At 72.8% G+C, this 13,827-nt stretch carries 16 protein-coding genes and 1 pseudogene; 10 read left to right on the top strand and 7 right to left on the bottom strand.

Annotation, left to right across the window (positions count from 1 at the left end; genetic code table 11):
* Positions 1-75 precede the first annotated feature (75 nt).
* Positions 76-951, bottom strand: a complete 876-nt coding sequence (locus tag ACIP4Y_RS31250) for a LysR family transcriptional regulator (RefSeq protein ID WP_401399001.1) — start codon at positions 949-951, stop codon at positions 76-78.
* Between the two features lie 34 nt (positions 952-985).
* On the opposite strand from ACIP4Y_RS31250, the gene ACIP4Y_RS31245 reads away from it, so the two are divergent.
* From ACIP4Y_RS31245 to ACIP4Y_RS31235, 3 genes are all read left to right on the top strand, one after another.
* Positions 986-2,035 carry a DMT family transporter gene (locus tag ACIP4Y_RS31245; RefSeq protein ID WP_401399000.1) on the top strand — a complete coding sequence of 350 codons (1,050 nt, stop codon included), beginning with the start codon at positions 986-988 and terminating at the stop codon, positions 2,033-2,035.
* Between the two features lie 59 nt (positions 2,036-2,094).
* Positions 2,095-2,628, top strand: coding sequence for a 2'-5' RNA ligase family protein (locus ACIP4Y_RS31240; RefSeq protein WP_401398999.1), 534 nt, complete (start codon positions 2,095-2,097; stop codon positions 2,626-2,628).
* 133 nt (positions 2,629-2,761) lie between these two features.
* A complete protein-coding gene (locus ACIP4Y_RS31235; RefSeq protein WP_401398998.1) occupies positions 2,762-3,163 on the top strand; it encodes a hypothetical protein in 402 nt (133 codons plus the stop codon).
* A 68-nt stretch (positions 3,164-3,231) separates the two neighbouring features.
* Here ACIP4Y_RS31235 and ACIP4Y_RS31230 read toward each other — a convergent pair whose 3' ends face one another.
* On the bottom strand, positions 3,232-3,714 hold the full coding sequence (locus ACIP4Y_RS31230) for a GNAT family N-acetyltransferase (protein ID WP_401398997.1): 483 nt from the start codon (positions 3,712-3,714) through the stop codon (positions 3,232-3,234).
* Positions 3,715-4,284: 570 nt separating this feature from the next.
* Here ACIP4Y_RS31230 and ACIP4Y_RS31225 point away from each other — a divergent pair.
* The gene (locus ACIP4Y_RS31225; protein WP_401398996.1) at positions 4,285-4,719 is read left to right on the top strand and encodes a cupin domain-containing protein; all 435 of its coding nucleotides are present in this window, start codon (positions 4,285-4,287) and stop codon (positions 4,717-4,719) included.
* On the opposite strand, the pseudogene ACIP4Y_RS31220 reads toward ACIP4Y_RS31225, so the two are convergent.
* The 4 genes and pseudogenes from ACIP4Y_RS31220 to ACIP4Y_RS31205 form a co-directional block, all read right to left on the bottom strand.
* Positions 4,720-5,233 (bottom strand): annotated as a pseudogene (locus ACIP4Y_RS31220) (ATP-binding protein); the annotation flags it as partial. It abuts the gene before it with no gap.
* Entirely contained in the window at positions 5,164-5,400 is a 237-nt protein-coding gene (locus tag ACIP4Y_RS31215; RefSeq protein ID WP_401398995.1) for a hypothetical protein, read from the bottom strand. The pseudogene ACIP4Y_RS31220 and the gene ACIP4Y_RS31215, both read right to left, overlap by 70 nt.
* Positions 5,401-5,453: 53 nt before the next feature.
* The gene (locus ACIP4Y_RS31210; protein ID WP_401398994.1) at positions 5,454-5,921 is read right to left on the bottom strand and encodes a peroxiredoxin; all 468 of its coding nucleotides are present in this window, start codon (positions 5,919-5,921) and stop codon (positions 5,454-5,456) included.
* Complete coding sequence (locus tag ACIP4Y_RS31205) at positions 5,918-6,298, bottom strand: hypothetical protein (RefSeq protein ID WP_401398993.1); 381 nt, start codon at positions 6,296-6,298, stop codon at positions 5,918-5,920. Before ACIP4Y_RS31205 ends, ACIP4Y_RS31210 begins: the two co-directional genes overlap by 4 nt.
* A gap of 199 nt (positions 6,299-6,497) precedes the next feature.
* Between ACIP4Y_RS31205 and ACIP4Y_RS31200 the strand changes: the two genes are divergently transcribed.
* Both ACIP4Y_RS31200 and ACIP4Y_RS31195 read left to right on the top strand, forming a co-directional pair.
* On the top strand, positions 6,498-7,256 hold the full coding sequence (locus ACIP4Y_RS31200) for an IclR family transcriptional regulator C-terminal domain-containing protein (protein ID WP_358638982.1): 759 nt from the start codon (positions 6,498-6,500) through the stop codon (positions 7,254-7,256).
* A gap of 215 nt (positions 7,257-7,471) precedes the next feature.
* Positions 7,472-8,623: a PP2C family protein-serine/threonine phosphatase gene (locus ACIP4Y_RS31195; protein WP_401399206.1), complete on the top strand. Its 1,152-nt coding sequence runs from the start codon at positions 7,472-7,474 to the stop codon at positions 8,621-8,623.
* Here ACIP4Y_RS31195 and ACIP4Y_RS31190 read toward each other — a convergent pair.
* Positions 8,563-8,988: an ATP-binding protein gene (locus ACIP4Y_RS31190; RefSeq protein WP_401398992.1), complete on the bottom strand. Its 426-nt coding sequence runs from the start codon at positions 8,986-8,988 to the stop codon at positions 8,563-8,565. The genes ACIP4Y_RS31195 and ACIP4Y_RS31190 overlap by 61 nt on opposite strands.
* Before the next feature lie 187 nt (positions 8,989-9,175).
* Between ACIP4Y_RS31190 and ACIP4Y_RS31185 the strand changes: the two genes are divergently transcribed.
* The 4 genes from ACIP4Y_RS31185 to hemC all read left to right on the top strand — a co-directional run bounded on the left by ACIP4Y_RS31185 (position 9,176) and on the right by hemC (position 13,805).
* Positions 9,176-9,943 (top strand): IclR family transcriptional regulator, encoded by a 768-nt coding sequence (locus ACIP4Y_RS31185; protein ID WP_401398991.1) that lies wholly within the window; start codon positions 9,176-9,178, stop codon positions 9,941-9,943.
* A gap of 43 nt (positions 9,944-9,986) precedes the next feature.
* Positions 9,987-11,501: a glycerol kinase GlpK gene (gene glpK / locus ACIP4Y_RS31180; RefSeq protein ID WP_401398990.1), complete on the top strand. Its 1,515-nt coding sequence runs from the start codon at positions 9,987-9,989 to the stop codon at positions 11,499-11,501.
* A gap of 363 nt (positions 11,502-11,864) precedes the next feature.
* On the top strand, positions 11,865-12,845 hold the full coding sequence (locus ACIP4Y_RS31175) for an ATP-dependent DNA ligase (protein WP_401399204.1): 981 nt from the start codon (positions 11,865-11,867) through the stop codon (positions 12,843-12,845).
* 18 nt (positions 12,846-12,863) lie between these two features.
* Positions 12,864-13,805, top strand: coding sequence for a hydroxymethylbilane synthase (gene hemC, locus ACIP4Y_RS31170; RefSeq protein WP_401398989.1), 942 nt, complete (start codon positions 12,864-12,866; stop codon positions 13,803-13,805).
* Positions 13,806-13,827 lie beyond the last annotated feature (22 nt).

The following is a 13,827-nucleotide window of genomic DNA, read 5'->3' as shown; positions in this document are numbered from 1 at the left end:
TAACGATAGCGCCGGTTTTCGGACACTCTGGGCCGATTTTTCAATCCTCGCCCGCCTCCGCGCCGCCCGAGCGCCCTACGGCAACGTTGAGTCCTTGAGGGCGTCGAGCAGGGTGCGCAGTGCGGGCTGTTGCGTCGAGCTCGCCCGGATGACGGCGTGGATTGTCCTGATCGGTTCGGGGTGCCGGACCTGGCGGATGACAACGCCTGGATGGCGTGTGCTCAGTCCCAGTCGCGGAATGAGGCTGACGCCGAGGCCGGCGGCGACGAATCCTTGGGCGGTGGGGTAGTCCTCCGACTGGGCTACGAAGTCGGGGCTGAAGCCCGCTGCGGCGCAGGCCTCGATGATGGGGGTGAGGCAGGGCCCGGGAGGCTCACTGCCGACCCAGGGTTCACCGGCGAGATCGGCCAGATCGACCACGCGGTGGGCGGCGAGCGGGTGTCCGCTGGGCAGTACCGCCCGGTAGGCGTCGTCGAGCAGGTGCACGGTCCGGATGCCTTGCTGGTGTGTCTCTGCCGGTCGCCGGACGACGACGGCCAGGTCGGCGTCGCCTCGGCTCACCTCTGACAGCGCGTCATCGGGATCGGCCAGCTTCGGATCGATCGCCACCCCCGGGTGCTCGCGGCGGACTCGTGCCAGGGCCGGCGCCAGCAGGGTGGGGCCGACCGAGGCGAAGTAGCGGAGGGTCAGCCGGCCGGCCCGCCCCGCGCGCAGATCGGCCAGCGCGGTCTCGGCTTCGGCGAGATGCCGGCTGATGACGGCCGCGTACCGGGTGAGCAGCAGGCCGGCCGCCGTGGGCGCTACACCCCGCCCGGCCCGTTCCAGCAGGGCCATTCCGGTCTCCTTCTCCAACGCTGCCACCTGCTGGCTGATGGCGGAGGGGGTGTAGCCGAGGTGCGCCGCCGCCGCGGTCACCGACCCGCTGTTGATCACGGCGCGCAGCACCTGCATACGTCTCACATCGAGCATGTAGCACAACTTAACGGTGGTGCAGAACTTTTCGCTTGTCCTTGAAAGAGGGGTGGGGCACCGTTCATCAGGGCCAATCAAGGAAGTGACGGTGAGCGGTGTCATGGGCAAGAGCCGGGCGGCGGTGCGGATCGGTGTGCTCGCTCTTTTATGGGGATCGACCTTCCTCTGGATCGAGGTGGGCCTGGAGGCGCTGGCGCCGGTGCAAGTGACCTTCAGCCGGTGCGCGCTCGGGGCGGTCACGTTGCTGGCCGTATGCCTGGGCTCCGGCCGGCGGCTGCCTCGCGGCTGGTCGGTGTGGGGTCGTATTGTCGTGGCGGCCTTCTTCTGCAACGCCCTGCCGTTCGCCATGTTCAGCATCGGTCAGCGAAGCATCGACTCGGGTCTCGCCGGCGTGCTGAACGCGACCACCCCCCTGTGGTCGCTGCTGATCGGTGTGGTCGTCGGATCCGAGCGTGCTCTGCGGCCGTCCCGGCTGGGTGGACTCCTGCTGGGATTCGCCGGAGTCGTGTTGATCTTCGCGCCGTGGCAGGCAACGCAGTCGGGCGGCTGGGGGGCTCTCGCCATCGTCGTCGCGGCGGCCAGCTACGCGGTCGGTTTCACGTTCATGAGCCACTGCCTGGTGGGCAAGGAGATCCCGACCATTTCGCTGTCCGCGGCGCAGCTCATCGCCGCGACCGCCCTCACCGCGCCGACCCTGCCGGTTGGAGGCCTGACACCGATCGAGATGGCCCCGAGGCAGCTGATCGCGGTGGTGATCCTCGGTGTCGTCGCCACCGGTGTCACCTTCCACCTCACCTATCGGAACATCGCCGCCGAAGGCGCCACCGACACCGCCGCCGTCGGCTACCTGCTGCCGGTGGTCTCCGTGGCGTTGGGTGTCGTCGCGCTGCATGAGGACTTCAGCCTCCGGATCGCCCTCGGGATGACGGTCGTGCTGGCCGGGGTCGGCCTGACCCGCCTGCCGACACGAGCGCCGGCACGAGGACGGGTGAAGACCGCCGACGACCACCCGACCCACAGCCTCCCCCGCCAGGAACGGGACGTACGACAGTGGCAGCGCTGACAGTGACCACCGTGTCCGCCGCTTCCGGAACCGTAGGCGATCGTCGGTAGGCTGCGGCGGTGCGCACGGTCGAGGTTTTGCTGGATGAGGCGACGGACCTGGCAGTCCGGGAGGCTTGGCGGCGGCTCGCGGACGCGGGGCTGCCCAGTCAGGCGCGGCACCGCTCACCGACCAACAGCCCGCACCTCACCCTGGCCGCCTGCCCGGAGCTGACCGCCCCGATCCGCTGGGAGCTCGCCGAGGTGGCCGCCGCCCTGCCACTGCCGGCACGGTGCACCGGCGTGGTCCGCTTCGAGCGGCCCACCTCGGTGCTGGCCTGGGCGCTGGACCTCGACTCCGCGCTGGCCGGCTTGCACCGTCAGGTGTGGGAGGCGGTCGCCTCGGACAGCCCGCCCGAGACCCTCAACCCCTTCCACGAACCCGGGCGCTGGAGCCCGCACATCACCCTGGGCCGCACCCGGCGGGCCGGTGCCTTCGCCGGCCGGCGGGTCCCCGAGCTGCTGCCGGCGCCGCCGCTGTCGGTCCGGCTCACCACCCTGCGTAGCTACGACACCGAAACAGGCGCCCTCGAGGTGCTGGAGCCCCGTTCCTGAGACGCCCCCGCCGGGAGGAGCGGGCGGCGCCTCCTGGCGGCGTGTCCGCAGCGGCGGTTGACGCGTCCGCCGTTGCCGGGCAGGCCTGCCGACGAGCTGGCACTGCCCTCACTGTTACTGTCTGCTGATTTACATGACTCAGGGGGAATCCGTGCTCACCTCGGTTGCCACGCAGTGGCTGTGGCTGCTGGCCGTCACAGCCCTCGTGATCCACTGCTCCGTCATGGCGAAGTGGATACCGGTCCAGAGGTTCTGGACGGTGTACCCCTTCATCTGGGTCGTGTGCGGCACCGGAGCGGTGGCGTACGGCGCATGGCGAGGCTTCGCCGTGGAAGCCATGCTCGTCGTGTGCTCGTTCGCGCTCATCGGACTGACGATCGGCATGTACCCGACTCGCAAGCTGTTCGCGGAGTGGGCGCGGGAGATCAACAGCGGAGTGACACGCGAGCGGTACGACTACCCGCGCTCACATCTCGCGTTCTGTGGCGCATCGGTGCTCGTGATGTCGGCCGCCGCGGTTCTGCTGGTCCGCTGACAGGGGCTGTCGAGATCAGGCGAGGCCCGGGCGCCGCGGGAAATGCGACGCGAAGGTCGGGTCGGCGGTTACGGGATCAAGAACTCCAGCTCGGGCCGGTCCCACGCCACTGCGGGCGGGTTCGCGGAGGCGGTGCCGGTAAGCAGTGCGCCCACGCTGCGGTAAAAGCCCTCGGCCGGAGGATGCGACACCACTCGGACACGGTCCAGCCCCGCCGCGCGCGCCTCGGACTTCATGTGCTCGACGAGCAGCCGCCCGATACCGCGGCCCTGCGTCCCGTCCTCGACGAAGAGCAGGTCCAGCTCCGGCGGCACGAGGACCAGCGAGTAGAAACCGAGCACCCGGCCCGCCGGATCACCGGTGTCGACGGCCACGAAGACCCGATGGGTTTCTATGTAGTCGGGCCCGACGCGGTAGTCCGCGACCATCGCCGCGTACTGGCCCTCGTAGGCACGCGAGCCGCGCACGAGTCGCGTGAGCCGCTTGGCGTCCCGGGCGACGGCGCGTCGTATGACCGTCTCGCCATGCAGGGGCGTAACACTCGAATGCATTTGGAGCATATTACACATTCGAAAGAGTCCGGGCCTCCGCGCTCCGCACCGGGCGACCCGGCGGACAGGGGTCTCTGCAGGACGCGACGAACACCTGGCTCGGCTGCACGCGTCTCCAAAAGGTATCGACGCGCTCCCGCGGCCGCGGCACAACCGGGGCGGTCGAGTGCCGGGAAACTCGGGTGCGCAAGGGTCCCGGTCCCCGTTACCGTTCTTGCCGAGCAGGTGCGCAGGCTGCGGCTACTTCGCCTCTCAAGCGGGTAACGCGGGTTCGAATCCCGCCGCCGGTGCCACACCGGTGTCGTCCAGCGGCCCAGGACGCCTACAGTGCGCCGCCGCCGACCTTGAACTCTGCACACCGAAGGCAGGCCGCCCCCGCAGGAGTTGGTGGGCGGCTTCGTCATGAGATCGAGCAGCTGCGCCGGTTCAGCGCGCCGCTGGGCTGCCGCCCTGCGATGTGCCGGTTCGGTGTCAGTGGCTGAGTGTCGGATTATCGGGTTCCGGCCCCAACGCGCCCGCTGTGCCTCTATGTTCGCGGCGGTATCCGCTCGCGTCCCTGGAGGCTCCCGCATGCGCACCGCACTCCGAACCGCCGTCACCAGCGTGGTGACCGCCGCCGCCGTCCTGACCTGTGGCTCCGCCGGGGCGACCCCGGCGGGCCCGGGGGTGACGGCCCGGATCCTCGCGCAGACCACCGTCGGGGGCACCGACTACACCCTGCGGGAGATCACCGTCCCGCCCGGTCAGAGCACCGGCTGGCACTACCACGACGGCCCGCTGTACGGCGTCGTGAAGCAGGGGACCCTCAGCCACTTCGACGCCGGCTGCGCCTCGGACGGTGTGTACCGCACGGGCGCGTCGATCCAGGAGCCGCCCGGCGCGGACCACGTCCACATCGGCCGCAATCTGGGCGACACACCGCTCGTCCTCGATGTGCTGTACGTGCTGCCGCACGGCTCGCCGTTCTCGGAGGACGCGGCGAACCCGGGCTGCCCGTTCCAGTGATCAGCCCTCGGGCAGCGGCTGTTCGGCCCAGATGGTCTTGCCGGCGACGGTCTGCCGGCTGCCCCAGCGCTGGGTGAGCTGGGCGACGAGCAGCAGGCCCCGGCCGCCCTCGTCGTAGGCGTGCGCCCGCCGCAGGTGCGGGGAGGTGGAACTGGCGTCGGAGACCTCGCAGATGAGGGCGCGGTCGCGGATCAGGCGCAGCTGGATGGGCGGTTCGCCGTAGCGGATGGCGTTGGTGACGAGTTCGCTGACGACGAGTTCGGTGACGAAGGCGGCCTCCGCCAGCCCCAGGCGGTCAGTTGCCCGGTGGCCGCCTGCCGAACACCGCGACCTGGGCCGGGTCCGGCGGGACGTCCCAGGTGGCGACCCGGTCGGCGCCGAGGGCCCGGGTGCGGACCAGGAGGAGGGCGACGTCGTCGCCGGGCCGGTCGGGCAGGACGGCCTTCAGGACGTCGTCGGCGAGGGGCTCGAGGGAGTGGGCGGGTGCGGTGAGGGCGCGGCGCAGCTCCTCCGTGGTGCCGTGCCGGCGGGCCGTCCGTCGGCGCCGGTGAGCGGGCAGGCGGTGAGGGGCAGCTCGATGCGCCGGCCGTCGCGGTGGCGCAGGGCGACCGGCCCGCCCCCGGCGGCGAGGAGCTCGCCGGGGACGTCCGCGGCCGGCAGGTGCGTCGCCGGCCGGCCCACGACCTCACCGGCCCGGTGGCCGGTGAGCCGGCGTGCGCCCTCGCTCCTCCGCCTCAGCCCTGGTGGGCGCGCAGGGCCGCGAGGGCCCGGTCGGCGTGGGTGTTCATGCGCAGTTCGCTGCGGACGATCTCCAGCACGGTGCGGTCCTGGGCGATCACGAAGGTGACGCGCCTGGTCGGGGCGAGGGAGAAGCCGCGTCTGACGCCGAACCGCTCACGGACCGCGCCGTCGGCGTCGGAGAGCAGCGGCATGCCGAGGCCGTGCCGGCCGGCGAACTCCTGCTGTCTGTCGACGGTGTCCCCGCTGATCCCGACCGGCCGGGCGCCGACGGCGGCGAACTCGGCGGCGAGGTCGCGGAAGTGGCAGGCCTCGGCGGTGCAGCCGGGGGTGAGGGCGGCGGGGTAGAAGAAGAGGACGACCGGGCCGTCGGCCAGCAGTCCGGTGAGCCGGCGAGTGGTGCCGGTCTCGTCGGGCAGGGCGAAGTCCTCGGCCTTGTCGCCGATCGCGAGGCGCTCGGTCACGACCGTCCCTCCCCGCCGCGGGCCACCGCGCGCGCCCACAGCACCAGGGGCAGCTGGAGGGGCAGCCGGGCGAGGGCCGCGGCCTTCAGCGGCGCCGGCCGGTCGCGCCAGTCCACGGCCATCTGGACGTTCGCCGGGAACACACCGACGAAGAACACGGCCGCCGCCCTCGCGGCCGCTGCGCGCGTCGCGGGCGCCGCGATCCCGGCCGCCAGGGCCAGCTCGACGGCCCCGCTGCCGTACGTCCAGGCCCTGGGCGAGCCCGGCAGCGCACGGGGGACGGTCGCGTCGAACCGGCGCGGGGCGGCGAAGTGGGCGACCCCGGCGGCTGCCAGCAGACCGGCGAGCAGCAGGGGTGAGCGTTCGGACCGGGGCACGGTTCCTCCTCTGGTGGCCTGCCGCCGGATATTACTGGACGGTAGGACGGGGGGTGGCCGTCCGCCCCGGATCGGCGCCGAGACCTGGGAGCGCGGCGCCGCGCCCTTTGTGTTCGTACAGACGGGGGAGACCGGGGCAGGCGCACGTGTGGTGATACCGGTCTTGCCGGTCCCGGGGGGCCCGGGGCAGCCTGGTGCTATGGGTGGTCAGGACGGACCCACCCTCATCGGCTCCGTGCAGCGGGCCTTCCGGCTGCTGGAGGCGGTGAGCGAGCACGAGAACGGCGCGCCCGCGAAACAGCTGGCACGCGAGACGGGGCTGCCCCTGGCCACGGCCTACCACCTGCTGCGCACCCTGGTGCACGACGGGTACGTGCGGAAGCTGGACGACGGCGGCTTCATCCTCGGCGACCGGCTGAACTCGCTGCACACGGCGGGCCGCACGCAGACGCTGCTCAGCCGCGTGCGCCCGACGCTGGCCGCCCTGCGGGACGAGCTGTCCACCGCCGCCTACCTCACGTTCTACGAGGACGGCGAGATCAGGGTGGCCGAGATCGTCGACGGCCCCCGCACACCACGGGTGGACCTCTGGGTCGGGTTCGAGGACGCCGGACACGCCACCGCGCTGGGCAAGTCCGTGCTGCGCGAGATGGACGAGGAAGCCCGCCGGGACTACCTCTCCCGGCACCACCTGGCCGACCTCACGCCCCGGACGGCCACCAGCGTGCCGGAGCTGCTGCGCAGGATCCAGTCGCCCCCACTGGCACCGGCCGTCACGGACCTGGAGGAGTACGCGGTCGGCACCGTGTGCGTCGCCGTCCCCGTCTACCGCGGCGGCATCATCGGCTCGCTCGGCGTCTCCCTGCCGGTGGAGCGGCGCAACCGCCTCCCGGAGATCCGGGCCCGGCTGCTCCCGATCGCGAGCCGGGTGACCAGGGGGCTCTCGCTCACTATCTGAAAATCCGCTCCTTGTCGCCGCCTCCCCCTGACCCGTTTGCTGGATGAAACAGACATTACGGGTGTGCACCCCCTACCGGTGAGGACTGCGGACGAGACATGAGCCAGCCCCGACACCATGGTGGCGACCACGCACCGACGCGGCTGACCAGAAACCGTGCGGCCGAGGCCTGGGGATCGGTCCGCCGGCGCACCTCCGGGCAGCTGGCCGCGGGCATGCCCGCACTGCCGGTCCTGGTCGTCGCCGTCGTCGTGATCGTCGACGTCGCCGGCGGGGCCGGGATGGTCTGGCTGCCGCTGCTGGCCGCCGGACCCGCGCTGGCGGCCACCACCAACGGGCCTCGCGGTGTGCTGGGCGCCGGTCTCCTCGCCGGGGCGACGGGCTCGGCGCTGGGCACCATGCACGGCACCCCCGCACGGGACCTGGCGGCCGTGCTGTGCGCCCTGCTGGCCGTCACCGCGGCGAGCGGCCTGGCCAGTGCGCTGCGGGGACGCCGCGAGCGGGTCCTCGCGGCCGTCCGCTCGGTCGCCGAGGCCGCCCAGCAGGCCCTGCTCCAGCCCGTCCCGGAGACCGTCGGCCCGTTCCGGGTGGCCGTCCGCTACAGCGCCGCGGCGGCCGAGGCCCGGATCGGCGGTGACCTGTACGCCCTGGTGCCCACCCCGCACGGCATCCGGCTGATCGTCGGCGACGTACGCGGCAAGGGGCTGCCCGCCGTGGGGACCGCCGCACTCGTGCTCGGGGTGTTCCGCGAGGCCGCCCATGACGAGCCCGACCTGCTCTCCGTCGTCGGCAGGATCGAACGGAGCCTGGCGCGCAACCTGGGCCCGGACGACTTCGTCACCGCCGTGATCGCCGGCTGCCCCGGGTCGGGACACCTGGAGGTGGTCAACTGCGGGCACGCGCCCCCGCTGCTGATCTCGGCCGCCGGAGAGGTCGAGGCGCTGGAGGCCGACCGTCCCACGCCACCCCTCGGCCTGCGCGCCCTGTCGGGCCAGGCTCCCCGCCTGCAGCGTCTGCCCTTCGCGGTGGGCGAACAGCTGCTGCTCTACACCGACGGGGTCACCGAGGCCCGCGACGACGCGCGGGAGTTCTATCCGCTGGCCGACGGCGTGGCCCGCCACGTCGTCGACGAACCGGCCCGCACGCTCACCGCGCTCCATGACGAGCTGCTGGCGCACGTCGGCGGCCGGCTGCACGACGACGCCGCCCTGCTCCTGCTCCGCAAGGAGACCGCGCAGGAGCCGGTCTTCGGGCCATCGGGGCCGTCCGCGCCGGAGGCACCGCTGCGGACCGCCACGGGTTCGTCTCAGCCGGCGACCAGCTCGGCCCAGCGGGTGACCCCGCCGGAGTGGATCCGTATGCCGTAGTGCGTCGCCAGGGCGCATACGATCGCCTCGCCCCGGCCGTGCTCGTCCGGGTCGAACCCGCCGAGCGGCTGGCCCGCCGGACGCGCAGGTCCCGCGTCGGTGACCTCGACGCGCAGGGTGCGGTCGCCGTCGCCGCGCATCCATGACAGCCGCAGCTCGGCCGGGGGCCGGGCGTGGATGATCGCGTTGGTGGCCAGCTCGGACACGACGAGCAGCGCGTCCTCGACGATCTCGGAACACACGCTCCAGTCCGCGAGGACCGCCGCCGCGCGTCGGCGTACGGCCGATACCGCGCCGGCGACGGGCGGCACCGGACACACGTGTTCGCATGCCGTCCGGAGCAGCGTGTTGAGCTGTGCCGCCATGTTCTCTCCCGATGGTGTGTGCCGCCCGGTCGGGCGCCGTGCCTCGGCGTCTTCCGGGCTCCCATGCACGCTATGGAGACAAATCCGGCGGGTCAATGAACACGAGTCGGCATTACCGAACGCACCGGCCCGCGAGCCGCATACCGCCCGCACGGCGAAGCGTCCGCGGCGGTAATAGGCTCGGCTCATGGCCGGCCCAGTCCAGTCGATCGAACGGGCGGCGGCGATTCTGCGCCTGCTCGCCGGTGGCCCCCGCCGACTAGGTCTCGGCGAGGTGGCGGCGTCGCTCGGCCTGGCGAAGGGCACCGCCCACGGCATTCTGCGCACGCTCCAGCACGTGGACTTCGTAGAGCAGGACGCGGCCACCGGGAAGTACCAGCTCGGCGCCGCCCTGCTGCACCTCGGCACCAGCTACCTGGACGTCAACGAGCTGCGCTCGCGCTCCCTGAACTGGGCGGACGCGCTGGCCGCCCGCAGCGGCGAGGCGGTGCGCCTGGGCACCCCGCTGGAGGGCCAGGTGCTCATCGTCCACCACGTGTTCCGGCCGGACGACACGTTCCAGACGCTGGACGTGGGCGCGCTGCTCCCCCTGCACGCCTCCTCGCTCGGCAAGGTCCTGCTCGCGTTCGGGACCGCGACCGTCGAGCCGGAGCGGGAGCCGGGGCTGGAGGCCTACACCCGGCACACCCTGGCCGACCCCGAGCGGCTCGCCCGGGCGCTCACCGAGGTCAGGGAAGTCGGCTGGGCCGCCGAGATCCAGGAGATGAGCATGGGCGAGGCCGGGCTCGCCGCGCCGATCCGGGGGCACGGCGGCCTGGTCGTCGGCGCCATCGGACTGTCCGGTCCGGTCGAGCGGATCTGCGACAGCCAGGGCCACCCCCGCCCCCCTCTGATCTCCCTGATCCGCGAGGCCGCGCGGGCGATCTCCAGAGACCTGGGAGCCGCCCGCTGGTAGCCCAGGACAGCCGCCCTCGATCCGTCGGAAGGCAGACCCGATCATGGCCGAACGGTACGTGATGTCCATCGACCAGGGCACCAACTCGACCCGCTGCATCCTCTTCGACCACCGTGGGCGGCTGGTCTCGGTCGCGCAGAAGGAACACCAGCAGCACTTCCCCCGGCCGGGATGGGTCGAGCACGACGTCGTCGAGATCTGGCAGAACCTGCGGCGCGTCGTACCCGAGGCCCTCTCCGAGGCCGGTGTCGGGCAGGAGCAGGTCGCCGCCATCGGTCTGGCCAACCAGCGCGAGACGACGGTGCTGTGGGACCGGCGGACCGGCACCCCGCTGGGCCGGGCGATCGTCTGGCAGGACACCCGTACGGCGCCGCTCGTGGAGGAGCTGAGACAGCACCCCGGCGAGGAGTTCTTCCTCGACCGGTGCGCGCTGCCGCCCTCGACCTACTTCTCGGCGCTGCGGATCCGGTGGCTTTTCGACCACCTCAAGGGGATCGAGCAGCGCGCCCGGGACGGCGAGGTGCTGTTCGGGACGATGGAGAGCTGGCTGATCTGGAATCTCACCGGGGGCACCGACGGCGGTCTGCACATCACCGACGCCACCAACGCCAGCCGCACGATGCTGATGAACATCCGCACGCTCGCCTGGGACGACGAGCTGCTGGACTTCTTCGGTGTGCCCCGCTCGATGCTGCCCGAGATCAGGTCGTCCGCCGAGCCGTACGGCGAGGCCCGCTCGCTGCTGCCGGGCGTCTGCATCACCGCCGCCCTCGGCGACCAGCAGGCCGCCCTCTTCGGCCAGACCTGCTTCTCCCCGGGCGAGGCCAAGTGCACCTACGGCACCGGCAGCTTCCTGCTGCTCAACACCGGCGCCGACCCCGTGCGGTCCCGGCACGGCCTGCTCACGACCGTCGCCTACCAGATCGGGGACCAGCCGCCGGTCTACGCCCTGGAAGGGTCGATCGCCATCACCGGCGCCCTCGTCCAGTGGTTCCGGGACCGCCTGGGCCTGATCAGCAGCGCCCCGGAGATCGAGACCCTCGCGCGGACGGTGGAGGACAACGGCGGCTGCTACATCGTCCCCGCCTTCTCGGGTCTGTTCGCACCCCGCTGGCGCAGCGACGCGCGCGGGGTGATCGTCGGCCTCACCTCGTACATCACCAAGGGGCACCTGGCGCGTGCGGTCCTGGAGGCCACCGGCTGGCAGACCCGGGAGGTCGTCGACGCCATGAACGCCGACTCCGCCGTCTCCCTCCAGCAGCTCAAGGTGGACGGGGGCATGACCGCGGACAACCTGCTCATGCAGTTCGTGGCCGACGTGCTCGACGTGCCGGTGGTGCGGCCCATGGTCGCCGAGACCGTCTCCCTCGGCGCTGCCTACGCGGCCGGGCTGGCCGCCGGCTACTGGCCCGGCCTGGCGGTGCTGCGCCGCAACTGGCACCGGGCCGCGCAGTGGCTGCCCGCCATGGACCCCGAGCGGCGGGAAGCGGAGTACGAGAACTGGCAGCGTGCCGTCGAACGGTCGCTGGGCTGGGTCAGAACACCCCGCACGCCCTGAGGACAGGCCTCACTCGGCCCGCCACCCGGGGCTCGGCCCTCCGCGCCCTCGGCCGGCGCACGCTCCCGCTCGGCACGGGTCCGCAGGATCCACAGCCGAACCATCCGGCGGCAAGGCCGCCGCCCGGCAGCGCCGACCCGGGCTCAGCGGTTCACCGTCCGGCGAGCGGTACCGACGGTGGCCACCGAGCCGTCGGCCGAACGGTCGGCTGGGCGGGTCCCGGCGCCTGCGCGGTGTGCCGTACCCGACCCGGCCGTGCGGACGGTGGGGTACGGCGCCGTGCGGCGGGCCCGTTCAGGGGAACCCGCGCGGAAAGGAGCGTGAGGGCACCGGGCCCGGTCGAGACCTTCTGCCGTGACCGCCGTGACCCTGCCGCTCATCCCGCCGATGCTCGCCACCCCCGGAACGCTGCCGCCGGCCGCCCAGGACGCGCGGTGGGCGTACGAGACCAAGCAGGACGGACAGCGGGTGATGGTCTATCTGCCCGGCGACGGCACTGTGCTGCTGCGCGCCCGCTCGGGCGAGGACATCACCGCGGCCTACCCCGAACTCCGGCCGCTCGGCGGGGCGCTGGGCACCGCACCCGCCGTCCTGGACGGCGAGGTGCTGGCCCTGGACGAGCGGGGGCGGGCCGACTTCCAGCTGCTGCAGAGCCGGATGGGCCTGGCGCACGCTCCCGCGCGGGCGGCGCGCCGGGCCGCCCAGGTGCCGGTGCACCTGGTGCTGTTCGACGTGCCGTACCTGGAGGAACCGCTGGTACGACTGCCGTACGCGCGACGGCGGGCGCGGCTGGAGGAGCTGGGGCTGGCCGGGCCGTACTGGTCGACGCCGGCCGCCGTGACCGGGCACGGCGCCGAGGCGCTGCACGCCACCCGGGAGCACGGCCTGGAGGGCCTGGTGTGCAAGCGGCTGGACTCGGTGTACGAGCCCGGGGTGCGCTCCCGCGCCTGGATCAAGATCCGGAACACGCGGGCCGAGGACGTGATCGTCGGCGGCTGGCTGCCCGGCAAGGGGCGGCTGAGCGGACTGCCCGGCGCGGTGCTGGTCGGCCAGCGCGACCCCGGCGGCCGGCTGCGGTACGTCGGCGGGGTGGGCACCGGCTGGAGCGAGGCCGAGCGCGTGCAACTGGCGGAACTGCTGCGGGACACGGCGAGCGATCGGTGCCCCTTCGAGCCGGTGCCGCGCGTGCCGGGCGCCCGCTGGGTGCTGCCCCGGCTGGTGGGCGAGGTCGGTTACAGCACCCGGACCCGGCACGGGATGCTGCGCCAGCCGTCCTGGCTGCGGCTGCGTCCGGACCTCACCCCGGAGGAGTCGGCGGCGGACCTGCCCGAGGACGTGGGATGAGGCGCGGGGGTCTATCGTGTGCGCATGCCGGTTCCCGAACTGATCCGAATCGTCTCCCGTGACTCACCCATGGCCCTGGCCCAAGTGGAGCGGGTCCGCGCCGAGTTGGCGGTACTGCACCCGGGCGTACGCACCGAGGTCGTCCCTGTGAAGACCACCGGCGACAAGTGGCTCGGCGATCTGTCCCAGGTCGAGGGCAAGGGGGCGTTCACCAAGGAGGTCGACGCCGCCCTGCTGGCCGGGGAGGCGGATCTCGCGGTGCACTGCGTCAAGGACGTGCCCGCCGACCGGCCGCTGCCGGCCGGGACGGTGTTCGCCGCGTTCCTGAAGCGGGACGACATCCGGGACGCGCTGGTGCACCCGGGCGGCCTCACCCTGGACGAGCTGCCGGCCGGCACCCGGATCGGCACCTCTTCGGTGCGCCGGATCGCCCAACTGGCCGCCACCCACCCGCATCTGGAGTGCGTGCCGTTCCGCGGCAACGCCAACCGCCGGCTGGAGAAGCTGGCCGCCGGCGAGGCGGACGCGCTGCTGCTGGCGGTGTCCGGCCTGGAGCGCATCGGCCGGACGGACGTGATCAGCGAGGTGCTGTCCCAGGAGACGATGATGCCGCCGATCGGCGCGGGCATCCTCGCCCTGCAGTGCCGGGAGGACGACACCGAACTGATCGACGCGGTCAGCGGCCTCGGCGACCCGGCGACCCACCGGGAGGCAACGGCCGAGCGGATGTTCCTGCATGTCCTGCAGGGCCACTGCAACAGCCCCATCGCCGGGTACGCGCGCGTGGACCGCAGCGGTGAACTCTCCCTGCGGGCCTGTGTGTTCACTCCGGACGGCAAGACCCGGCTGAACGCCCACGAGTGGGCCGGCCGGCTGGACCCGGCCACGCTCGGCACGTCGGTCGCGGTGGCGCTGCTCCGGCAGGGCGCGCGCGAGATCATCGACGGCATCCCGCACTGAGGCGTCGTACGGCGGGCGCCGC

Origin of the sequence: Streptomyces sp. NPDC088810 (assembly GCF_044750305.1) — a bacterium.
Classification (GTDB): Bacteria; Actinomycetota; Actinomycetes; order Streptomycetales; family Streptomycetaceae; genus Streptomyces.
This window is presented reverse-complemented; position numbering and strand designations above follow the sequence as displayed.

Excerpts from the sequence above, each read along its gene's own strand:
- ACIP4Y_RS31250 (WP_401399001.1), bottom strand. The coding sequence starts at position 951 with ATGCAGGTGCTGCGCGCCGTGATCAACAGCGGGTCGGTGACCGCGGCG.
- ACIP4Y_RS31235 (WP_401398998.1), top strand. The coding sequence starts at position 2,762 with ATGACTCAGGGGGAATCCGTGCTCACCTCGGTTGCCACGCAGTGGCTG.
- ACIP4Y_RS31230 (WP_401398997.1), bottom strand. The coding sequence starts at position 3,714 with ATGCATTCGAGTGTTACGCCCCTGCATGGCGAGACGGTCATACGACGC.
- ACIP4Y_RS31225 (WP_401398996.1), top strand. The coding sequence starts at position 4,285 with ATGCGCACCGCACTCCGAACCGCCGTCACCAGCGTGGTGACCGCCGCC.
- ACIP4Y_RS31200 (WP_358638982.1), top strand. The coding sequence starts at position 6,498 with ATGGGTGGTCAGGACGGACCCACCCTCATCGGCTCCGTGCAGCGGGCC.
- ACIP4Y_RS31195 (WP_401399206.1), top strand. The coding sequence starts at position 7,472 with ATGCCCGCACTGCCGGTCCTGGTCGTCGCCGTCGTCGTGATCGTCGAC.
- ACIP4Y_RS31190 (WP_401398992.1), bottom strand. The coding sequence starts at position 8,988 with ATGGCGGCACAGCTCAACACGCTGCTCCGGACGGCATGCGAACACGTG.
- ACIP4Y_RS31185 (WP_401398991.1), top strand. The coding sequence starts at position 9,176 with ATGGCCGGCCCAGTCCAGTCGATCGAACGGGCGGCGGCGATTCTGCGC.
- glpK (WP_401398990.1), top strand. The coding sequence starts at position 9,987 with ATGGCCGAACGGTACGTGATGTCCATCGACCAGGGCACCAACTCGACC.